This is a genomic window from Pseudoxanthomonas sp. USHLN014, assembly GCF_037153335.1.
GTDB classification, from domain to species: domain Bacteria; phylum Pseudomonadota; class Gammaproteobacteria; order Xanthomonadales; family Xanthomonadaceae; genus Pseudoxanthomonas_A; species Pseudoxanthomonas_A winnipegensis.
The window spans coordinates 39,913-54,759 of the sequence record NZ_JBBCKO010000005.1; the positions used below are offsets into that span (position 1 = coordinate 39,913).

Genomic DNA, 14,847 nt, shown 5'->3' on the forward strand with positions numbered 1-14,847 from the left:
GCGATGCGAGCCTTTATTACCGGAGTTGCACAGATGAACCGCAAGACCAGTCCCCTCGCCGCCGCCGTGGCTCTCGCCCTGGCCGCCGCCCCCGCCTTCGCCCAGGACGCCGCCTCTTCGGCGCCCGTCAAAGCCAGCACGCTGGATACCGTGATCGTCACCGGTACGCATGTGGCCGACCGCACCGTGGCCGAATCCCAGTCGCCGATCGACATCATCTCGCCCGAGACCCTGCAGTCCACCGGCACCACTGAACTGGCCACCGCGCTCTCGCGCGCCCTGCCCTCGCTCAACTTCCCGCGCCCGGCGCTGGTGGACGGCACCAGCGGCGTGCGCCCGGCGCAGCTGCGCGGGCTCTCGCCCGACCAGGTGCTGGTGCTGGTCAACGGCAAGCGCTACCACAGCTCGGCCGCGATCAACCTCAACGGCAGCATCGGCCGCGGCTCCTCGGCGGTGGACCTCAACAGCATTCCGGTCGCGGCCATCGAGCGCGTGGAAGTGCTGCGCGACGGCGCCTCGGCGCAGTATGGCTCGGACGCCATCGCCGGCGTGGTCAACATCGTGCTCAAGGGCGCCGGCAGCGGCGGCAGCCTGGCGGTGAACTACGGCAAGTACGCCAAGGGCGACGGCGAGCAGTACCAGCTCTCCGGCGATGCGGGCGTGGGCTTCGCCGACGGTCGCGGCAAGCTGCACGTGGCCGGCCAGGTCGGCTACCAGGATCCGACCAACCGCTCCGGCGCCTACGCCGGCAGCACGCCCAACACCGGCAACTTCCCCTCGGTGGGCCAGAAGGCCTTCGTGATCGGCGACCCGGACGTGAACGCCGGCGCGGTGTCGGCCAACACCAGCTTCGACTTCAGCGACCACCTCAGCGCCTACGCCACGGCGATCGCCAGCAACCGCGACATCGACTCCTACGCCTTCTACCGCTCGAAGAACCATAACAACCAGAGCGCGCTGCTGGCGCAGTTCTATCCGGACGGCTACGTGCCGGTGATCAACCAGTACTCCAAGGACCGCTCGCTGATCGCCGGGCTCAAGGGCAACACCGACGGCGGCTTCACCTGGGACGTCAGCTACAACTACGGCTACAACAAGATCGACTACCACACCCGCAACACCATCAACTACACGCTCGGCGCGGCCAGCCCGACCAGCTTCTACGATGGCGCGCTGGAGTACACCCAGAACATCTTCAACGCCGACTTCACCCAGGCGCTGGACTGGGGCCTGGCCTATCCGGTGACCTGGTCCTTCGGCGCCGAGTACCGCGGCGAGAAGTGGAACCAGTCGCCGGGCGAGTACGGCTCCTACGCCAACGCGGGCCAGGGCATCGCCGGCTCCAGCTCCGGCGCGCAGGGCTTCGGCGGCTTCACCCCGGCCAACGCCGTGCATGCCGACCGCCACAGCTACGCGGTCTACACCGGGCTGGAAGCCGACTTCACCGACAAGTTCTCCGCCGGCCTGACCGGTCGCTACGAGGACTACTCGGACTTCGGCAGCAAGGTCTCGGGCAAGCTGTCGGCGCGCTACGCCTTCACCGACCGCGTGGCCCTGCGCGCCACGGCGTCCAACGGCTTCCGCGCCCCGTCGCTGGCCCAGCAGAGCTTCCAGGCCATCTCCAGCACGATCAACAACGGCGTGTTCTTCCAGTCCGGCACCTTCCCGGCCGACACCGCCGTGGCCCAGGCCCTGGGCGCCAAGCCGCTCAAGGCCGAGACCTCGACCTCCTATAGCGTGGGCCTGGTGCTGCAGCCGACCGATGCGTTCTCGCTGACGGTCGACGCCTACCAGATCAAGATCGACGACCGCATCCTGCTGTCCTCCAACGTCAACACCACCCCGGCCGCGCGCGCGCTGCTGACCAGCCTGGGCCAGGACCAGGTGACCCAGTTCCGCTACTTCACCAACGCCGCCGACACCCGCACCCGCGGCGTGGACGTGGTGGGCACCTATGCGATCCCCTTCGCCACCAGCGGCCTGGACCTGACCGCCAGCTACAGCTACGGCAAGACCGAGGTGACCCGCCTGGACGCCTCGCCGGCCGTGCTGACCGGCCTGGGCATCACCACCGGCCTGGTCGGGCGCGACGAGATCGGCCGACTGGAAGACAGCTTCCCCAAGAGCAAGGCGATCGTCGGCGGCACCTGGCATAGCGACCACTGGAGCGTGGGCCTGACCGGCACGCGCTATGGCAGCGTCACCGTGCGCAACTCGACCACGCCGGCCAACGACCAGACCTTCGACGCCAAGTGGCTGGTCGACGTCAACGCCAGCTACAAGCCGACCTCGCAGTGGACGCTGACGGTGGGTGCGGACAACGTGCTGGACACCTATCCGCAGGAAAACACCTACGCCAACTCGACCAGCGGCGTGTTCCCGTACAGCAACTACTCGCCGTTCGGCTTCAACGGCGCCTACGTGTACGGCCGCATCGCCTACACCTGGTAAGCCGCTCCAGCGTCATCGCGTGAACCCAAAGCCCCGGCCGATCTGGCCGGGGCTTTTTTTTTTGCGCCCAGGCACGAGGTTGGTGAGCGCACTTCGTTCATCGCCTCGATCCGGCTTGGCGCGGCTCCTCGGCTCGCCAGCTCTCTTGGCTTAGCCTTGGACCGGAGAGGATTGAGACTCCTCACCATGCCTGGTGGGAGCCGCCTTGGCGGCGATGGGGCTTTCCCGGTAAAGCCTAATCGCGACTCAGACATGCCCGGTAGAGCCTCATCGCCGCCATGGCGGCTCCCACGATGGGGTCCGACAACGCATCTGTCGTCGGCATTCCGCAAGGACGCATCGCACCCACGCGCCGTCGCGAGCCATCATGGCCCGCTTTCCGCATGGCCCGATCGGGTCGAGCCTTGGGGCAGATGGATCGAGACTTCCTTCAACCCGAAGCCCTTCAACCAAACGCACGCAGCAGCGGGCCGGCGGGCGGTGGCCGCGCCTAGCGAGGCAGGACGCCGAGCGCCCGAGTCAGGGCAGGATGCCCTGACCGAGGGAAAAGCGGACACCGCCCGCCGGACCGCTGCCCACCCGAAGCCAAAACAACAACCACGCGCCGCGATGCCTAATCAGGCAAAGAACGCTTTTTGTTCTTCGACGGAACTAGAACACCCGGCCCCTGGAACGACGAGGCCGGAACATTGCAGCACTGAGCTCCAGACGCGAATGACGCTGCAAGTAGCAGATTGGTCAAAAGCCTGACTCAAGCACCGCCACCAGGACGCGCATCGCTCTTAGACTCTCGGCATGCCCCACCTGCCAGAGCCCCTGACCGCCTCCGAAGACCACGCCGAATTTCGGAACGTGGCGGGCCGGCCGGGCGCCGAGCTCTACCGCGCAAGCATCGTGCAGCACGCTTTCGAGCCGCACACGCACCAGGCATACGGACTGGGCATCATCGAGACCGGCGTCGAACGGTTCCGCTATCGCGGCGCCGACCACCTCGCCACCCCACAGTCCCTCGTCCTGATGCACCCCGACGTGCCGCATACCGGCCGCGCCGAAACCGCAGGCGGCTGGCGCTACCGCATGCTGTATCTGGATCCGAGCCTGGTCAGCGCGCTCAGCGGCGAAGCGCACTGGTGGTTCGGCGACGTGGTGGAATCGCGCCATCCCGAACTCGCGCAGCGCCTGACCTGCCTGCATCAGCACCTGTGGCAATGCAGCGATGCCCTGCAGGCCGATGGCCTGCTGCTGGAATTCATCGCCAGCCTGCGCCCCCTGGCGCGCACCGCCACGCGCGAGCTCCGCGATGGCGCCACCGCACGCCTCGCGCCCGTGATCGAGGCCATGCGCGCCGCGCTGCACGAGCCGCTGGCACTGGCCGACCTGGCCGCCGTGGCGAACCTGAGCCCCTTCCACTTCCTGCGCAAGTTCAAGGCGCAATACCACCTCACTCCCCACCAGATGCTGATGGCCTTGCGCCTGGCCGAAGCCAAGCGCCTGCTGGCCCGCGGCATGCGCCCGGCCGAGGTCGCCGCGGCCACCGGCCTGACCGACCAGGCCCACCTGACCCGCGCCTTCGCACGCCGCTACGGCGTCACCCCGGCGCGCTATCAACGCCAGATCCGCTGAGCCTCCGATACGACCGCAAGCGCAAGCTGGTACAAGACGACGGCCGCGCCCACGCGCCACCCTGCGGCCTGACGTGACGGCATCGGCATCGCAGGGGAACACCGACCATGGGCGCAGGCGTGGCATTTGCCTTGATGGCAGGCTTGATGTGGGGCCTGGTCTTCGTCGGGCCACTGCTGCTGCCCGAGTACCCGCCCATCCTCCACACCCTGGGCCGCTACCTGGCGTTCGGCCTGATCACGCTGCCGCTGGCCTGGTGGGACCGCGCCGAACTGCGGCGACTCACGCGCGCCGACTGGACCGAAGCGCTCAAGCTCTCGCTGGTCGGCAACTTCCTGTACTACCTGTGTCTTTCCAGCGCCATCCAGCGCGCCGGCGCGCCCTTGCCGACCATGATCATCGGCACCCTGCCCGTGGTCATCGCCATCGCCGCCAACCTGCGTAACCACGCCCGCGACGGGCGTCTGCCCTGGCCCCGCCTCGCCCCCGCCCTGGTGGTGATCCTGGCCGGCATCGCCTGCGTCAACCAGGTCGAGATGGCCGCACTCGCCCACGCCTCTGCGGCCCAGCGCAGCCGCTACCTGTGGGGCGCGATCCTCGCGGTGGGCGCCGTCGGCTGCTGGACCTGGTATCCCCTGCGCAACGGCGACTGGATGCGCGCCCATCCGAACCGCAAGGCGCGCGCCTGGGCCACGGCCCAGGGCCTGGCGACCCTGCCGATCGCCCTGCTCGGCTATGCCGCCTATCTGGCCTGGCGCTACGCAACGGCGAGCGCGGCGGCCGATGTGGCGCCGCTGGGTCCGCGCCCCTGGGCCTTCGTCGGCCTCATGGGCACCATCGGGCTGCTGTCTTCCTGGGCCGGCACGCTGTGCTGGAATGCCGCCAGCCAACGCCTGCCCACCGCGCTGGTGGGGCAGCTCATCGTGTTCGAGACCCTGGCCGCCCTGCTCTACGCCTTCCTGCTGCGCGGCAGCTGGCCCGGCGGCGTGATGCTGCTAGGGATCGGGCTGCTGATCGCGGGCGTGCTGGTGGCCGTGCGTATCCGGCCGGAAGTGCATCCATAGCGCGCTGTGCGGCGCCGGGTGCCGCCACCTTGGCGTTTCGCGCGTGATCGCCAAAATCCACGGATAGTCAGACATGCGTCTGCCGAAAGGCACTTCCCGCGTTCGCGGGAAAGACGGCGGTTGGGGGCGTGTGGCGCCGAGCGGGGCGCGCAGCCACCACAAGATCGCATCGGCATGAAGCGAACGGCGATGGGCGTAAGGTCGGGGCATCGCAGCTGTCGGTTCGGTCATGAGCGATAGGCCGCATGAACCGTTCGGTCATTTTCGATTTGCGCAGCCTGTTCATGCTGAGCCAAACTCGACGGCTCGCAACACGAAGGACGCCCATGCATCACGACACCAGCCTGATCGACATCATCGCCGTCGGCCTGGCCGTGGCCTTCGTGTTGGGCGCGCTGGCCAACAAGCTCAAGCTCTCGCCGCTGGTGGGCTACCTGGTGGCCGGCATGATCGTCGGGCCGTTCACCCCCGGCTTCGTCGCCAACCAGGACCTGGCCACGCAGCTGTCCGAGCTGGGCGTGATGCTGCTGATGTTCGGCGTGGGCCTGCACTTCTCGCTCGAAGACCTGATGTCGGTCAAGAAGATCGCCATCCCCGGCGCGGTCGTGCAGATCACCGTGGCCACGCTGCTGGGCTTCGGGCTGGCCTGGTGGATGGGCTGGAACCCGATGCAGGGCTTCGTCTTCGGCCTGGCGCTGTCGGTGGCCAGTACCGTGGTGCTGCTGCGGGCGATGGAGGAGCGGCGCATGCTCGACACCAGCCGCGGCCGCATCGCGGTGGGCTGGCTGATCGTGGAGGACCTGGCCATGGTCCTGGCGCTGGTGCTGCTGCCGGCGCTGGCCGGCGCGCTGGGCGAAGGCGAGGCCGGCGCCCAGGCCGGCGGCGGCGCGTGGATGGAGATCGCCAAGGCGATGGGCGCCACGCTGCTGCAGGTGGCCGCGTTCGTGGCGGTGATGCTGCTGGTCGGGCGCCGGGTCATCCCCTGGACGCTGGAGCGCGTCGCGGCGACCGGCTCGCGCGAGCTGTTCACCCTGTCGGTGCTGGCGATCGCGCTGGGCGTGGCGTTCGGCTCGGCCAAGCTGTTCGGCGTGAGCTTCGCCCTGGGCGCGTTCTTCGCCGGCATGCTGCTCAACGAGTCCGAGCTCAGCCACAAGGCGGCCAACGATTCGCTGCCGCTGCGCGATGCGTTCGCGGTGCTGTTCTTCGTCTCGGTCGGCATGCTGTTCGACCCGACCATCGTGGTGAAGTACCCGTTGCAGGTGCTGGCCACCTTCCTGATCATCGTGGTCGGCAAGTCGCTGGCGGCCTATGCCATCGTGCGCAGCTTCGGCTATCCCAAGGGCACGGCGCTGACCATCTCGGCCAGCCTGGCGCAGATCGGCGAGTTCTCCTTCATCCTGGCCGGCCTGGGCCTGGCCCTGAAGATCCTGCCGCAGGAGGGCCACGACCTGATCCTGGCCGGCGCGCTGCTGTCGATCGTGGCCAACCCCTTCCTGTTCACCGCGCTGGACCGCTGGCTGCGGCGCCATCCGCAGGATGCCCCCGGCATTCCGGCGGTCGAGCCCGAGCCCCTGCCCGGCCCGCCGCTGCGCGCCGGCGAGCACGCCATCGTGATCGGCTATGGCCGGGTCGGCAGCAACTTGGTGCACGTGCTGCACGAGCGCGGCGTGCCGGTGGTGGTGATCGACGACAGCCGCGACAACGTCGACAAGGCGCATGCGGCCGGCATTTCCGCCATCCGCGGCAGCGCCGCGGCCGATGCGGTGCTGGCCGAGGCCCAGCCGGACAAGGCGCGCATCGCGGTGCTGGCCATCCCGCAGCCGCTGGAGGCCGGCGAGGCCATCGCCAAGCTGCGCGCACTCAATCCCGAGCTGACCGTGCTGGCGCGCGCGCACAGCGAGGCCGAGGTCGAACACCTGCTCGAACACGGCGCCGATGCCGCCGTGCTGGCCGAGCGCGAACTGGCGTTCTCGCTGGCCGAGATGATCATGGCCATGCCGCCCTACCGCCAGGGCCGCCCGCCCGCTGCCGAGCCGGCCGCAACGTCTGCCTGAGGCGGCCGCACGCCCGCCCCGGCGCCGCGGGCCGGATCAGCAGCGGACGCGCTCGCCCTCCAGCGCCGGCACGCCCTGCGCACCGTGTGCCGGCACCGGCGCATGCGCCTCGTGCTGCACCGGCACCGGCCGATAGTGCGCATCGAAGGCCACGTCCCCCGGCGTCCAGCCGGCGCGGCAGCGCACCGCGCCCCAGAAGCGCTTGAGCGTCTCCCACTGCATCGCCACCAGGCCCAGCTCGTTGTCGCGGTCGACCATCGGGTCGGCCACGCCGGTGGGCCGCACCGGCTCGCCGTAGAGCGCGGTGCCGAACAGCACGTCCCACACCGCCAGCACCTGGCCGAAGTTGCAGTTGTGCAGGTTGGGCCGCTGCGGATCGACGACCATGTGGTGCAGGCGATGGAAGGTGGGATCCACCAGCACCCTGCCCAGCACCGGGCCGAAGCCGATGCGCACGTTGGCGTGCGAGAAGTTCTGCACCAGCTCGCCCAGCAGCATCATCCAGGCGAACTCGTCGGCGCGGATGCCGAAGGCCACGCCCACCCCGGCCAGCACGAAGGACTGCAGCGCCCCGTCCAGGTAATGGCTGCGGTCGTTGGCCCAGCAGCTGAGCTGGCGCTGGCTGTGGTGCATCGAATGCATCGCCCACCACCACGGCATCCAGTGCTGCACGCGGTGCATCCAGTAGTAGGTGAAGTCGTAGACCACGTAGTAGGCGACGAACAGCACCGCAGGATGGCGGTCCAGCCAGGGCCAAGCGTCGCGCAGGCCGTGCCCGGCAGTGCCGGCATCCGCGCCGCCGCCGGCCAGGTTGGCCAGCGGCGTCAGCACCAGGAACGAGAACAGCGGGAAGACCCCGACCAGCATCACCCAGGTGTAGTGGAAGTCGATCCGCGCCAGCCGCCGATCTTCCCAGCGCTCGGCCGGCCAGAGGCTCTCCAGCGGGCGGAAGACCAGGCCGATGATCGCCAGCTGCAGCGCGGCGATCAGCAGCGAGGCGGCGATGTCGTGCGGGTCGTCGCTGAGGCCACGCAGGTGCAGCGCGTCCAGCAGCGGCGCTACGGCATGCCGCGAGAACAGGTCGACCAGCGTGGACCAGGCATGGGCGACGGACGACACCAGGGCGAAACCAGACATGCGAAGACGGCGAAGAGGGGCACGAGGCCGGCCCTCACAGCATCACGCGGCTGGCTTTCGCCAAGCTGTCCTCGACGGCTGTTGCCGTCGGGGATTGGGGATTCGGGATTGGGGATTGGTCAGAGCGGGCGAGGCCGGGATCGAAGGACCGCTCCCTGCGAATCCCCAATCCCGAACCCCCAATCCCGCCCCCCTCGATCACGCCTTGCTGAAGACCAGCTGCCCGCCCTGCGCATCGACCTGGATGGTATCGCCGCTGACGAATTCGCCGGCCAGGATCTTTTGCGCCAGCGGGTTCTCCAGCTGCGCCTGGATCGCACGGCGCAGCGGACGCGCGCCGTAGACCGGGTCGAAGCCGACGTTGCCGAGCAGCTCGAAGGCCTTGTCCGACACCTCCAGCTTCAGCCCGCGCTCGGCCAGGCGCTTCTCCAGCCCGCTCATCTGGATGCGCGCGATCTGCTTGATCTGCGCCTTGTCCAGCGGGTGGAACACGACGATGTCGTCGAGCCGGTTGATGAACTCCGGGCGGAAGTGCGCCTGCACCACGCCCATCACCGCCGCCTTCATCTGCGTATAGGCCTCGGGCGAGTCGTCGCCGGACAGCTCCTGGATCTGGTGCGAGCCCAGGTTGGAGGTCATCACGATGACGGTGTTGCGGAAGTCCACGGTGCGGCCCTGACCGTCGGTCAGGCGGCCGTCGTCGAGCACCTGCAGCAGGATGTTGAACACGTCCGGATGGGCCTTCTCGACCTCGTCCAGCAGGATCAGCGAATACGGCCGGCGACGCACGGCCTCGGTCAGGTAGCCGCCCTCCTCATAGCCCACGTAGCCCGGAGGCGCGCCGACCAGCCGCGCCACGGCGTGCTTCTCCATGAACTCGCTCATGTCGATGCGCACCATGGCATCGGAGCTGTCGAACAGGAACTCGGCCAGCGCCTTGCACAGCTCGGTCTTGCCCACGCCGGTCGGACCCAGGAACAGGAACGAGCCGCTGGGCTTGTCCGGATCGGCCAGGCCGGCGCGCGAGCGGCGCACCGCGTCGGACACCACGCGGATGGCCTCTTCCTGGCCGACCACGCGCTGGTGCAGCACGTCCTCCATGCGCAGCAGCTTCTCGCGCTCGCCCTCGAGCATGCGGTTGACCGGGATGCCGGTCCAGCGGCTGACCACCTCGGCAATCTCTTCGGCGGTGACGCGGTCCTGCACCAGCTTGAACTCGGTGTGCTCGGCCTCGGCGGCGGCGGCCAGCTGCTTCTCCAGCTGTGGCAGCACGCCGTACTGGATCTCGCTCATCTTGGCGTAGTCCTGGCGGCGCTGGGCGGCTTCCAGGTCCAGCTTGGCCTGTTCGATCTGCTCCTTGATCTTGGTCGTGCCCTGCAGGGCGGCCTTCTCCGACTTCCAGATCTCTTCCAGATCGGAGAACTCGCGCTCCAGCGCCTCGATGTCGCTCTCCAGATCGGCCAGGCGCTTGCGCGATGCCTCGTCCTTCTCCTTCTTGAGCATCTCGCGCTGGATCTTGAGCTGGATCAACCGGCGCTCCATGCGGTCCAGCTCCTCCGGCTTGGAGTCGATCTCCATGCGGATGCGGCTGGCCGCCTCGTCCATCAGGTCGATGGCCTTGTCAGGCAGCTGGCGGTCGGTGATGTAGCGGTGCGAGAGCGTGGCGGCCGCGACGATGGCCGGGTCGGTGATCTCCACGCCGTGGTGCAGCGCATAGCGCTCCTTGAGCCCGCGCAGGATAGCGATGGTGTCCTCGACGCTGGGCTCGCCCACGTACACCTTCTGGAAGCGGCGCTCCAGCGCAGCGTCCTTCTCGATGTACTTGCGGTACTCGTCCAGCGTGGTGGCGCCGATGCAGTGCAGCTCGCCGCGCGCCAGCGCCGGCTTGAGCATGTTGCCCGCATCCATCGCGCCGTCGGCCTTGCCGGCGCCGACCATGGTGTGCAGCTCATCGATGAACAGGATGATCTGGCCCTCGCTCTTGGCTAGGTCGTTGAGTACGCCCTTCAAGCGCTCCTCGAACTCGCCGCGGAACTTGGCGCCGGCGATCAGCGCGCCCATGTCCAGGCTCAGCACGCGCTTGTTGCGTAGGTTCTCGGGCACCTCGCCGTTGACGATGCGCTGGGCCAGGCCCTCGACGATGGCGGTCTTGCCCACGCCTGGCTCGCCGATCAGCACCGGGTTGTTCTTGGTGCGGCGCTGCAGGACCTGGATGGTGCGACGCACTTCCTCGTCGCGGCCGATCACCGGATCCAGCTTGCCGGCCTCGGCGCGCGCGGTCAGGTCGATGGTGTACTTCTCCAGCGCCTGGCGCTGGTCCTCGGCATTCTCGCTCTGCACGCTCTCCCCGCCGCGGATCTTGTCGATGGCGGCGCTGATCCGCGCCTTGTCGGCGCCGGCGTTGCGCAGCATCAGGCCGAGCGGGCCGCTGTCCTCGACCGCGGCCAGGACGAACCATTCGCTGGCGATGAAGGCATCGCCATGCTGCTGGGCGAGCTTGTCGGTGACGTTCAACAGGCGGCTCAGGTCGTTGCCGACCGACAGGTTGCCGGCTTGCCCGGTGACCTTGGGCAGCGCGTCGAGCGCCTCGCCCAGCCGCTCGCGCAGCAGCGGCACGTTGACGCCGGCCTGCTGCAGCAGGGCCTTGGTGCTGCCGCCGGTCTGGTCGATCAGCGCCACCATCAGGTGCACCGGCTCGATGAAGTTGTTGTCGCGGCCGACGGCCAGCGACTGCGCATCCGCCAGTGCCTGCTGAAAGCGCGAAGTCAGCTTGTCCATTCGCATGGGAACATCCTCGAAGAAAGGGGGCCGGCGATACCGGCAATGTCTTCCACATGGCGTTCAGCCAGCGTGTTTCAAGGGGTGGTGAGACGCAGCGCTCAGGCGCTGCATAATTCCCGCCGATGCCTGCGCCCGCGCCCTGGTTCGTCTATCTGCTCGAATGCCGCAACGGCAGCTACTACTGCGGCATCACCACCGATGTGGCCGCGCGCTTCGCCGCCCATCAGCAGGGCCGCGGCGCGCGCTATACCCGCGCCCATCCGCCGCTGCGCATCCTGGCCAGCCGCGCCTATCCCGACCGCGCCAGCGCCGCGCGCGCCGAATGGCAGGTCAAGCAACTGCCGCGCGCCCGCAAGCAGGCCTGGCTGACGGAAGCCTAGCCCCGCGTCATGACACGCAAGCGCACGGCAGGCCGGCGATCGGCACATGCCTTCGCGCAAAATCGCTGCTGCGGCGCAATAGCAGGCTTTGGATCGATCTAATCTACGAATTTTCCAGGGCGTCGCAGGCGCTTCCAACTGCGTTGTGGGTCACACATCGACGCAGGCGGTGGGCCGCAACCGTTTTCCGCGAATTGACGACGCCCATCGCCCTGCCGAGCGTCGGCGTCCCCCGCCTTCGCCAACCAGGAGCTGGACCATGCACCGCACGACCCGTCTCTCGCTCTGCCTGCTGCTCGCTGCGCTCGCCCCGCTGTTCCCCGGCCAGGCCCGTGCCGACTCCGCCATTTACGGCGGCGGCCCGTTCTACTCCGGCGGCACCACCGTCATCGACGACCTGCGCGCCTCGGGCTTCACCACCGTCATGCTCTGGAGCGTGCACGTCCAGTCCAACGGCGACCTGTACCTCAACGACAAGCTGATCGTGTCCAACGGCAGCTACGTGGGCGACAGCGGCTGGCCCAGCCGCCTGACCCGCCTCAAGACCGCGCCGACCTCGGTGACGCGCATCGAGCTGTCCGTCGGCTCGGCGGGCGCCACCGATTTCGAGAACATCAAAGCGCTGATCAACAGCCAGGGCACCGGGTCGGACAGCATCCTGTACCGCAACTTCCAGGCGCTGAAGAACGCCACCGGCGCCAACGCCGTCAACTTCGACGACGAGTCGGCCTACGACCTGGCCTCGGCCACCGCCTTCGGCAAGATGCTCTACGACAGCCTGGGCCTGGCGATCACCTTCGCGCCGTATACGCAGGTGACGTTCTGGAAGACGCTCAAGGCCAACCTGGGCGATCGGGTCGACGGGGTCTATCTGCAGGTCTACGACGGCGGCGCCGGCAACGATCCCAAGTCCTGGTCCGACAGCCTGGGCATCACCGTCGATCCGGGCCTGTGGAGCCGACACGGCAGCAACTGCGCCAGCGGCGACAGCCCGGCCAGCGTCAACAGTCGCATGAGCGCCTGGAAGTCCTCGGCCGGCATCGCCGGCGGCTTCATCTGGCTCTACGACGATATCCAGGCCTGCGCCGCGCAGGGCACCGCGGCCGACTATGCGGGCGCCATCAACCAGGCGGTGAGCAGCGGCACCGGCACCGCCTCGCCGAACCTGACCTATGCCAAGACCGCGACCGGAAGCAGCGCCTGCAACGCCAACGAGACGCCGGCCAAGGCGGTCAACGGCAGCGTCTCGGGCGGCACCAGCGACAAGTTCTGTTCTCTGGTCAGCGGCGCGTGGCTGCGGGTCGACCTGGGCAGCGCCAAGAGCATCAAGCGCGTGATCGTGCGACACGCCGGCGCCGGTGGCGAGAACACCGCGTTGAACACCCGCGCCTACACGCTGCAGGTGTCCTCCGACGCCAGCACCTGGTCCACCGTGGCCAGCGCCAGCAGCAACACCGCCAACGTCAGCACGCACGACATCAATCCGGTCACGGCGCGCTACGTGCAGCTCAAGATCAACACGCCGACGCAGAACGGCGACCCGGCCACGCGCATCTACGAGTTGGAGGTCTACTGAGGGCTGCGGCGACGCCGGCGCCCGGCGATTGGCCGGGCGCTGTTGTGCGGGACTCAGGGGCGCACGCCGACGATCCGCGACAGTTGGGCAATGCTGCGAACCGCACCCGGCGCGCATCACGCCTCCCTCGCCACGGCTCGACTAGCCTGACGCGTTCCCCCGGACGCGGAGCGCGCGATGCATTACGAGCTGTACTACTGGAGCGGCATTCAGGGGCGCGGCGAGTTCGTGCGGCTGGCGCTGGAAGATGCCGGCGCCGACTACACCGACGTGGTCCGCGAACAGGGCGATGCGGCGATGGAGCCGTTCCTGTCCGGCCAGCAGGATGGCGCGCGGCCGTTCGCGCCGCCCTTCCTCAAGGCCGGGCGTCTGGTGCTGGCCCAGGTGAGCGCGATCCTGCATTACCTGGGCCCGACGCTGGAGCTGGTGCCGGAGGCCGAGTCGCGCCGCCTGCAGGCCCTGCAGCTGCAGCTGACCATCGCCGACCTGGTCGCCGAGGTGCACGACACCCACCACCCCATCGCCTCCTCGCTGTACTACCAGGACCAGCAGGCCGAGGCGCAGCGCCGCGCCGCGGACCTGCGCGCGCAGCGCCTGCCCAAGTTCCTGGGCTACTTCGAACAGGTGCTCGCGCAGGCCGATGGCCGGCATGCGCTGCGCCAGCATTCCTACGTCGACCTGTCGCTGTTCCAGCTGATGAGCGGGCTGCAGTACATGTTCCCGCGGCGCATGGCCGCGCTGGCGCCGGAGCTGCCGCTGCTGCACGGCCTACAGGAGCGCGTCGCGCAGCGCCCGCGCATCGCGGCCTATCTGGCCTCCGAGCGGCGGCTGCCGTTCAACACCAACGGCATCTTCCGCCACTACCCGGAGCTGGATGCGGCCTGAGGCGCCAGGACCTGTCCTTCGTTTTCGGGCAGGCCTAGTCCATGCGCGTCAGCGCGGTGCGGATGGCGCGCAGCTGTTGCTTCACCGCGGCCTCCTGCTGTGGACCCAGACGCACCAGCGCCTTCTGCCCCACCGACAGACGTTCCAGCGCCGGATCGGTGAAGCGCAGGCGGCCCTTGCCGTCGGGTTCGACGCTCAGCGGCCCGCTGGGATCCGGCGCCTGCAGCAGATGGTCGATCACCTCGACCAGGCGGTCGTTGAAGTAGGCGTTGGGTTTGCCCAGTTCCAGGTAGGCCTGCTGGAACAGCGGATAGAAGCGCCGATACGCCTGCACCAGCGTGGCGGGGTCGGCATGGGTGAACGCCGCGACATACGGCGCATAGCGCTGCGCATTGGCCGGATCGATCTCCATCGCCGTCTCGCCTTCCCTGACCTGCAGCGTGCCTTCGACCGGCTTCACCGCCAGCGCGTTACGCGTAAGGCTGGGCTGGGTGAGGTTGTCGATCATCACCACCAGGCGCTGGATCAGATGCTCGCGCAGCACGATGCCGAGCGCCGCGTCGTTGCCGAACGCGCCGGACAAGGCCTGCCAGGCCGCGTCGTCGCTGGCGGCCAGCGCCGGCAGTGCGGCATCGGCCGCATCGCCGGGCACCGGATGCTGGATGGCCGGGGCGGCCTGGGACGGGGATCCGGCGGGCGGCGTCGAGGCGGCCGGGCCTTGCGGCTGCGCGGCGGTCGCCGCGTCGGTATCAGGGGCTGACTGCGGCGCGTCGCGCTGGCCGAACAGCCACCAGCCGGCGGCGGCGACCAGGACCACGACGATGACCCAGGGCCAGCGCGGCGTCGAAGAAGGAGATGACGGCATCAGGCGCGACGCCTCTGTTGCGAAGGGAGAC

General features: G+C 68.8%; 10 protein-coding genes. 7 read left to right on the forward strand and 3 right to left on the reverse strand.

Annotated features, from left to right (window positions below):
- Positions 1-33 precede the first annotated feature (33 nt).
- The 4 genes from WFQ05_RS10810 (at position 34) to ybaL (ending at position 7,192) form a co-directional block, all read left to right on the forward strand.
- Complete coding sequence (locus WFQ05_RS10810) at positions 34-2,451, forward strand: TonB-dependent receptor (protein ID WP_337053819.1); 2,418 nt, start codon at positions 34-36, stop codon at positions 2,449-2,451.
- A 795-nt stretch (positions 2,452-3,246) separates the two neighbouring features.
- The gene (locus WFQ05_RS10815) at positions 3,247-4,074 is read left to right on the forward strand and encodes an AraC family transcriptional regulator (RefSeq protein WP_337053820.1); all 828 of its coding nucleotides are present in this window, start codon (positions 3,247-3,249) and stop codon (positions 4,072-4,074) included.
- A gap of 107 nt (positions 4,075-4,181) precedes the next feature.
- On the forward strand, positions 4,182-5,138 hold the full coding sequence (locus tag WFQ05_RS10820; RefSeq protein WP_337053821.1) for a DMT family transporter: 957 nt from the start codon (positions 4,182-4,184) through the stop codon (positions 5,136-5,138).
- 326 nt (positions 5,139-5,464) lie between these two features.
- Positions 5,465-7,192, forward strand: coding sequence for a YbaL family putative K(+) efflux transporter (ybaL, locus tag WFQ05_RS10825; protein WP_337053822.1), 1,728 nt, complete (start codon positions 5,465-5,467; stop codon positions 7,190-7,192).
- 36 nt (positions 7,193-7,228) lie between these two features.
- Here ybaL and WFQ05_RS10830 read toward each other — a convergent pair whose 3' ends face one another.
- Together WFQ05_RS10830 and clpB are read right to left on the reverse strand one after the other, a co-directional pair.
- Positions 7,229-8,329 carry a sterol desaturase family protein gene (locus WFQ05_RS10830; protein ID WP_130528480.1) on the reverse strand — a complete coding sequence of 367 codons (1,101 nt, stop codon included), beginning with the start codon at positions 8,327-8,329 and terminating at the stop codon, positions 7,229-7,231.
- A 198-nt stretch (positions 8,330-8,527) separates the two neighbouring features.
- The gene (clpB, locus tag WFQ05_RS10835; RefSeq protein WP_130517250.1) at positions 8,528-11,113 is read right to left on the reverse strand and encodes an ATP-dependent chaperone ClpB; all 2,586 of its coding nucleotides are present in this window, start codon (positions 11,111-11,113) and stop codon (positions 8,528-8,530) included.
- A gap of 119 nt (positions 11,114-11,232) precedes the next feature.
- Between clpB and WFQ05_RS10840 the strand changes: the two genes are divergently transcribed.
- From WFQ05_RS10840 to WFQ05_RS10850, 3 genes are all read left to right on the forward strand, one after another.
- Positions 11,233-11,490, forward strand: coding sequence for a GIY-YIG nuclease family protein (locus WFQ05_RS10840; protein ID WP_130517249.1), 258 nt, complete (start codon positions 11,233-11,235; stop codon positions 11,488-11,490).
- Positions 11,491-11,749: 259 nt separating this feature from the next.
- A complete protein-coding gene (locus WFQ05_RS10845) occupies positions 11,750-13,066 on the forward strand; it encodes a discoidin domain-containing protein (protein WP_337053823.1) in 1,317 nt (438 codons plus the stop codon).
- Between the two features lie 177 nt (positions 13,067-13,243).
- A complete protein-coding gene (locus tag WFQ05_RS10850; RefSeq protein ID WP_130535219.1) occupies positions 13,244-13,951 on the forward strand; it encodes a glutathione S-transferase in 708 nt (235 codons plus the stop codon).
- A 34-nt stretch (positions 13,952-13,985) separates the two neighbouring features.
- On the opposite strand, the gene WFQ05_RS10855 is transcribed toward WFQ05_RS10850, so the two are convergent.
- Positions 13,986-14,816 carry a DUF3014 domain-containing protein gene (locus tag WFQ05_RS10855; RefSeq protein WP_337053824.1) on the reverse strand — a complete coding sequence of 277 codons (831 nt, stop codon included), beginning with the start codon at positions 14,814-14,816 and terminating at the stop codon, positions 13,986-13,988.
- Positions 14,817-14,847 lie beyond the last annotated feature (31 nt).

What these genes read in the sequence shown, in the direction of transcription:
- WFQ05_RS10810 (WP_337053819.1), top strand. Translation starts at nt 34, where the DNA reads ATGAACCGCAAGACCAGTCCCCTCGCCGCCGCCGTGGCTCTCGCCCTG.
- WFQ05_RS10815 (WP_337053820.1), top strand. Translation starts at nt 3,247, where the DNA reads ATGCCCCACCTGCCAGAGCCCCTGACCGCCTCCGAAGACCACGCCGAA.
- WFQ05_RS10820 (WP_337053821.1), top strand. Translation starts at nt 4,182, where the DNA reads ATGGGCGCAGGCGTGGCATTTGCCTTGATGGCAGGCTTGATGTGGGGC.
- ybaL (WP_337053822.1), top strand. Translation starts at nt 5,465, where the DNA reads ATGCATCACGACACCAGCCTGATCGACATCATCGCCGTCGGCCTGGCC.
- WFQ05_RS10830 (WP_130528480.1), bottom strand. Translation starts at nt 8,329, where the DNA reads ATGTCTGGTTTCGCCCTGGTGTCGTCCGTCGCCCATGCCTGGTCCACG.
- clpB (WP_130517250.1), bottom strand. Translation starts at nt 11,113, where the DNA reads ATGCGAATGGACAAGCTGACTTCGCGCTTTCAGCAGGCACTGGCGGAT.
- WFQ05_RS10840 (WP_130517249.1), top strand. Translation starts at nt 11,233, where the DNA reads ATGCCTGCGCCCGCGCCCTGGTTCGTCTATCTGCTCGAATGCCGCAAC.
- WFQ05_RS10845 (WP_337053823.1), top strand. Translation starts at nt 11,750, where the DNA reads ATGCACCGCACGACCCGTCTCTCGCTCTGCCTGCTGCTCGCTGCGCTC.
- WFQ05_RS10850 (WP_130535219.1), top strand. Translation starts at nt 13,244, where the DNA reads ATGCATTACGAGCTGTACTACTGGAGCGGCATTCAGGGGCGCGGCGAG.
- WFQ05_RS10855 (WP_337053824.1), bottom strand. Translation starts at nt 14,816, where the DNA reads ATGCCGTCATCTCCTTCTTCGACGCCGCGCTGGCCCTGGGTCATCGTC.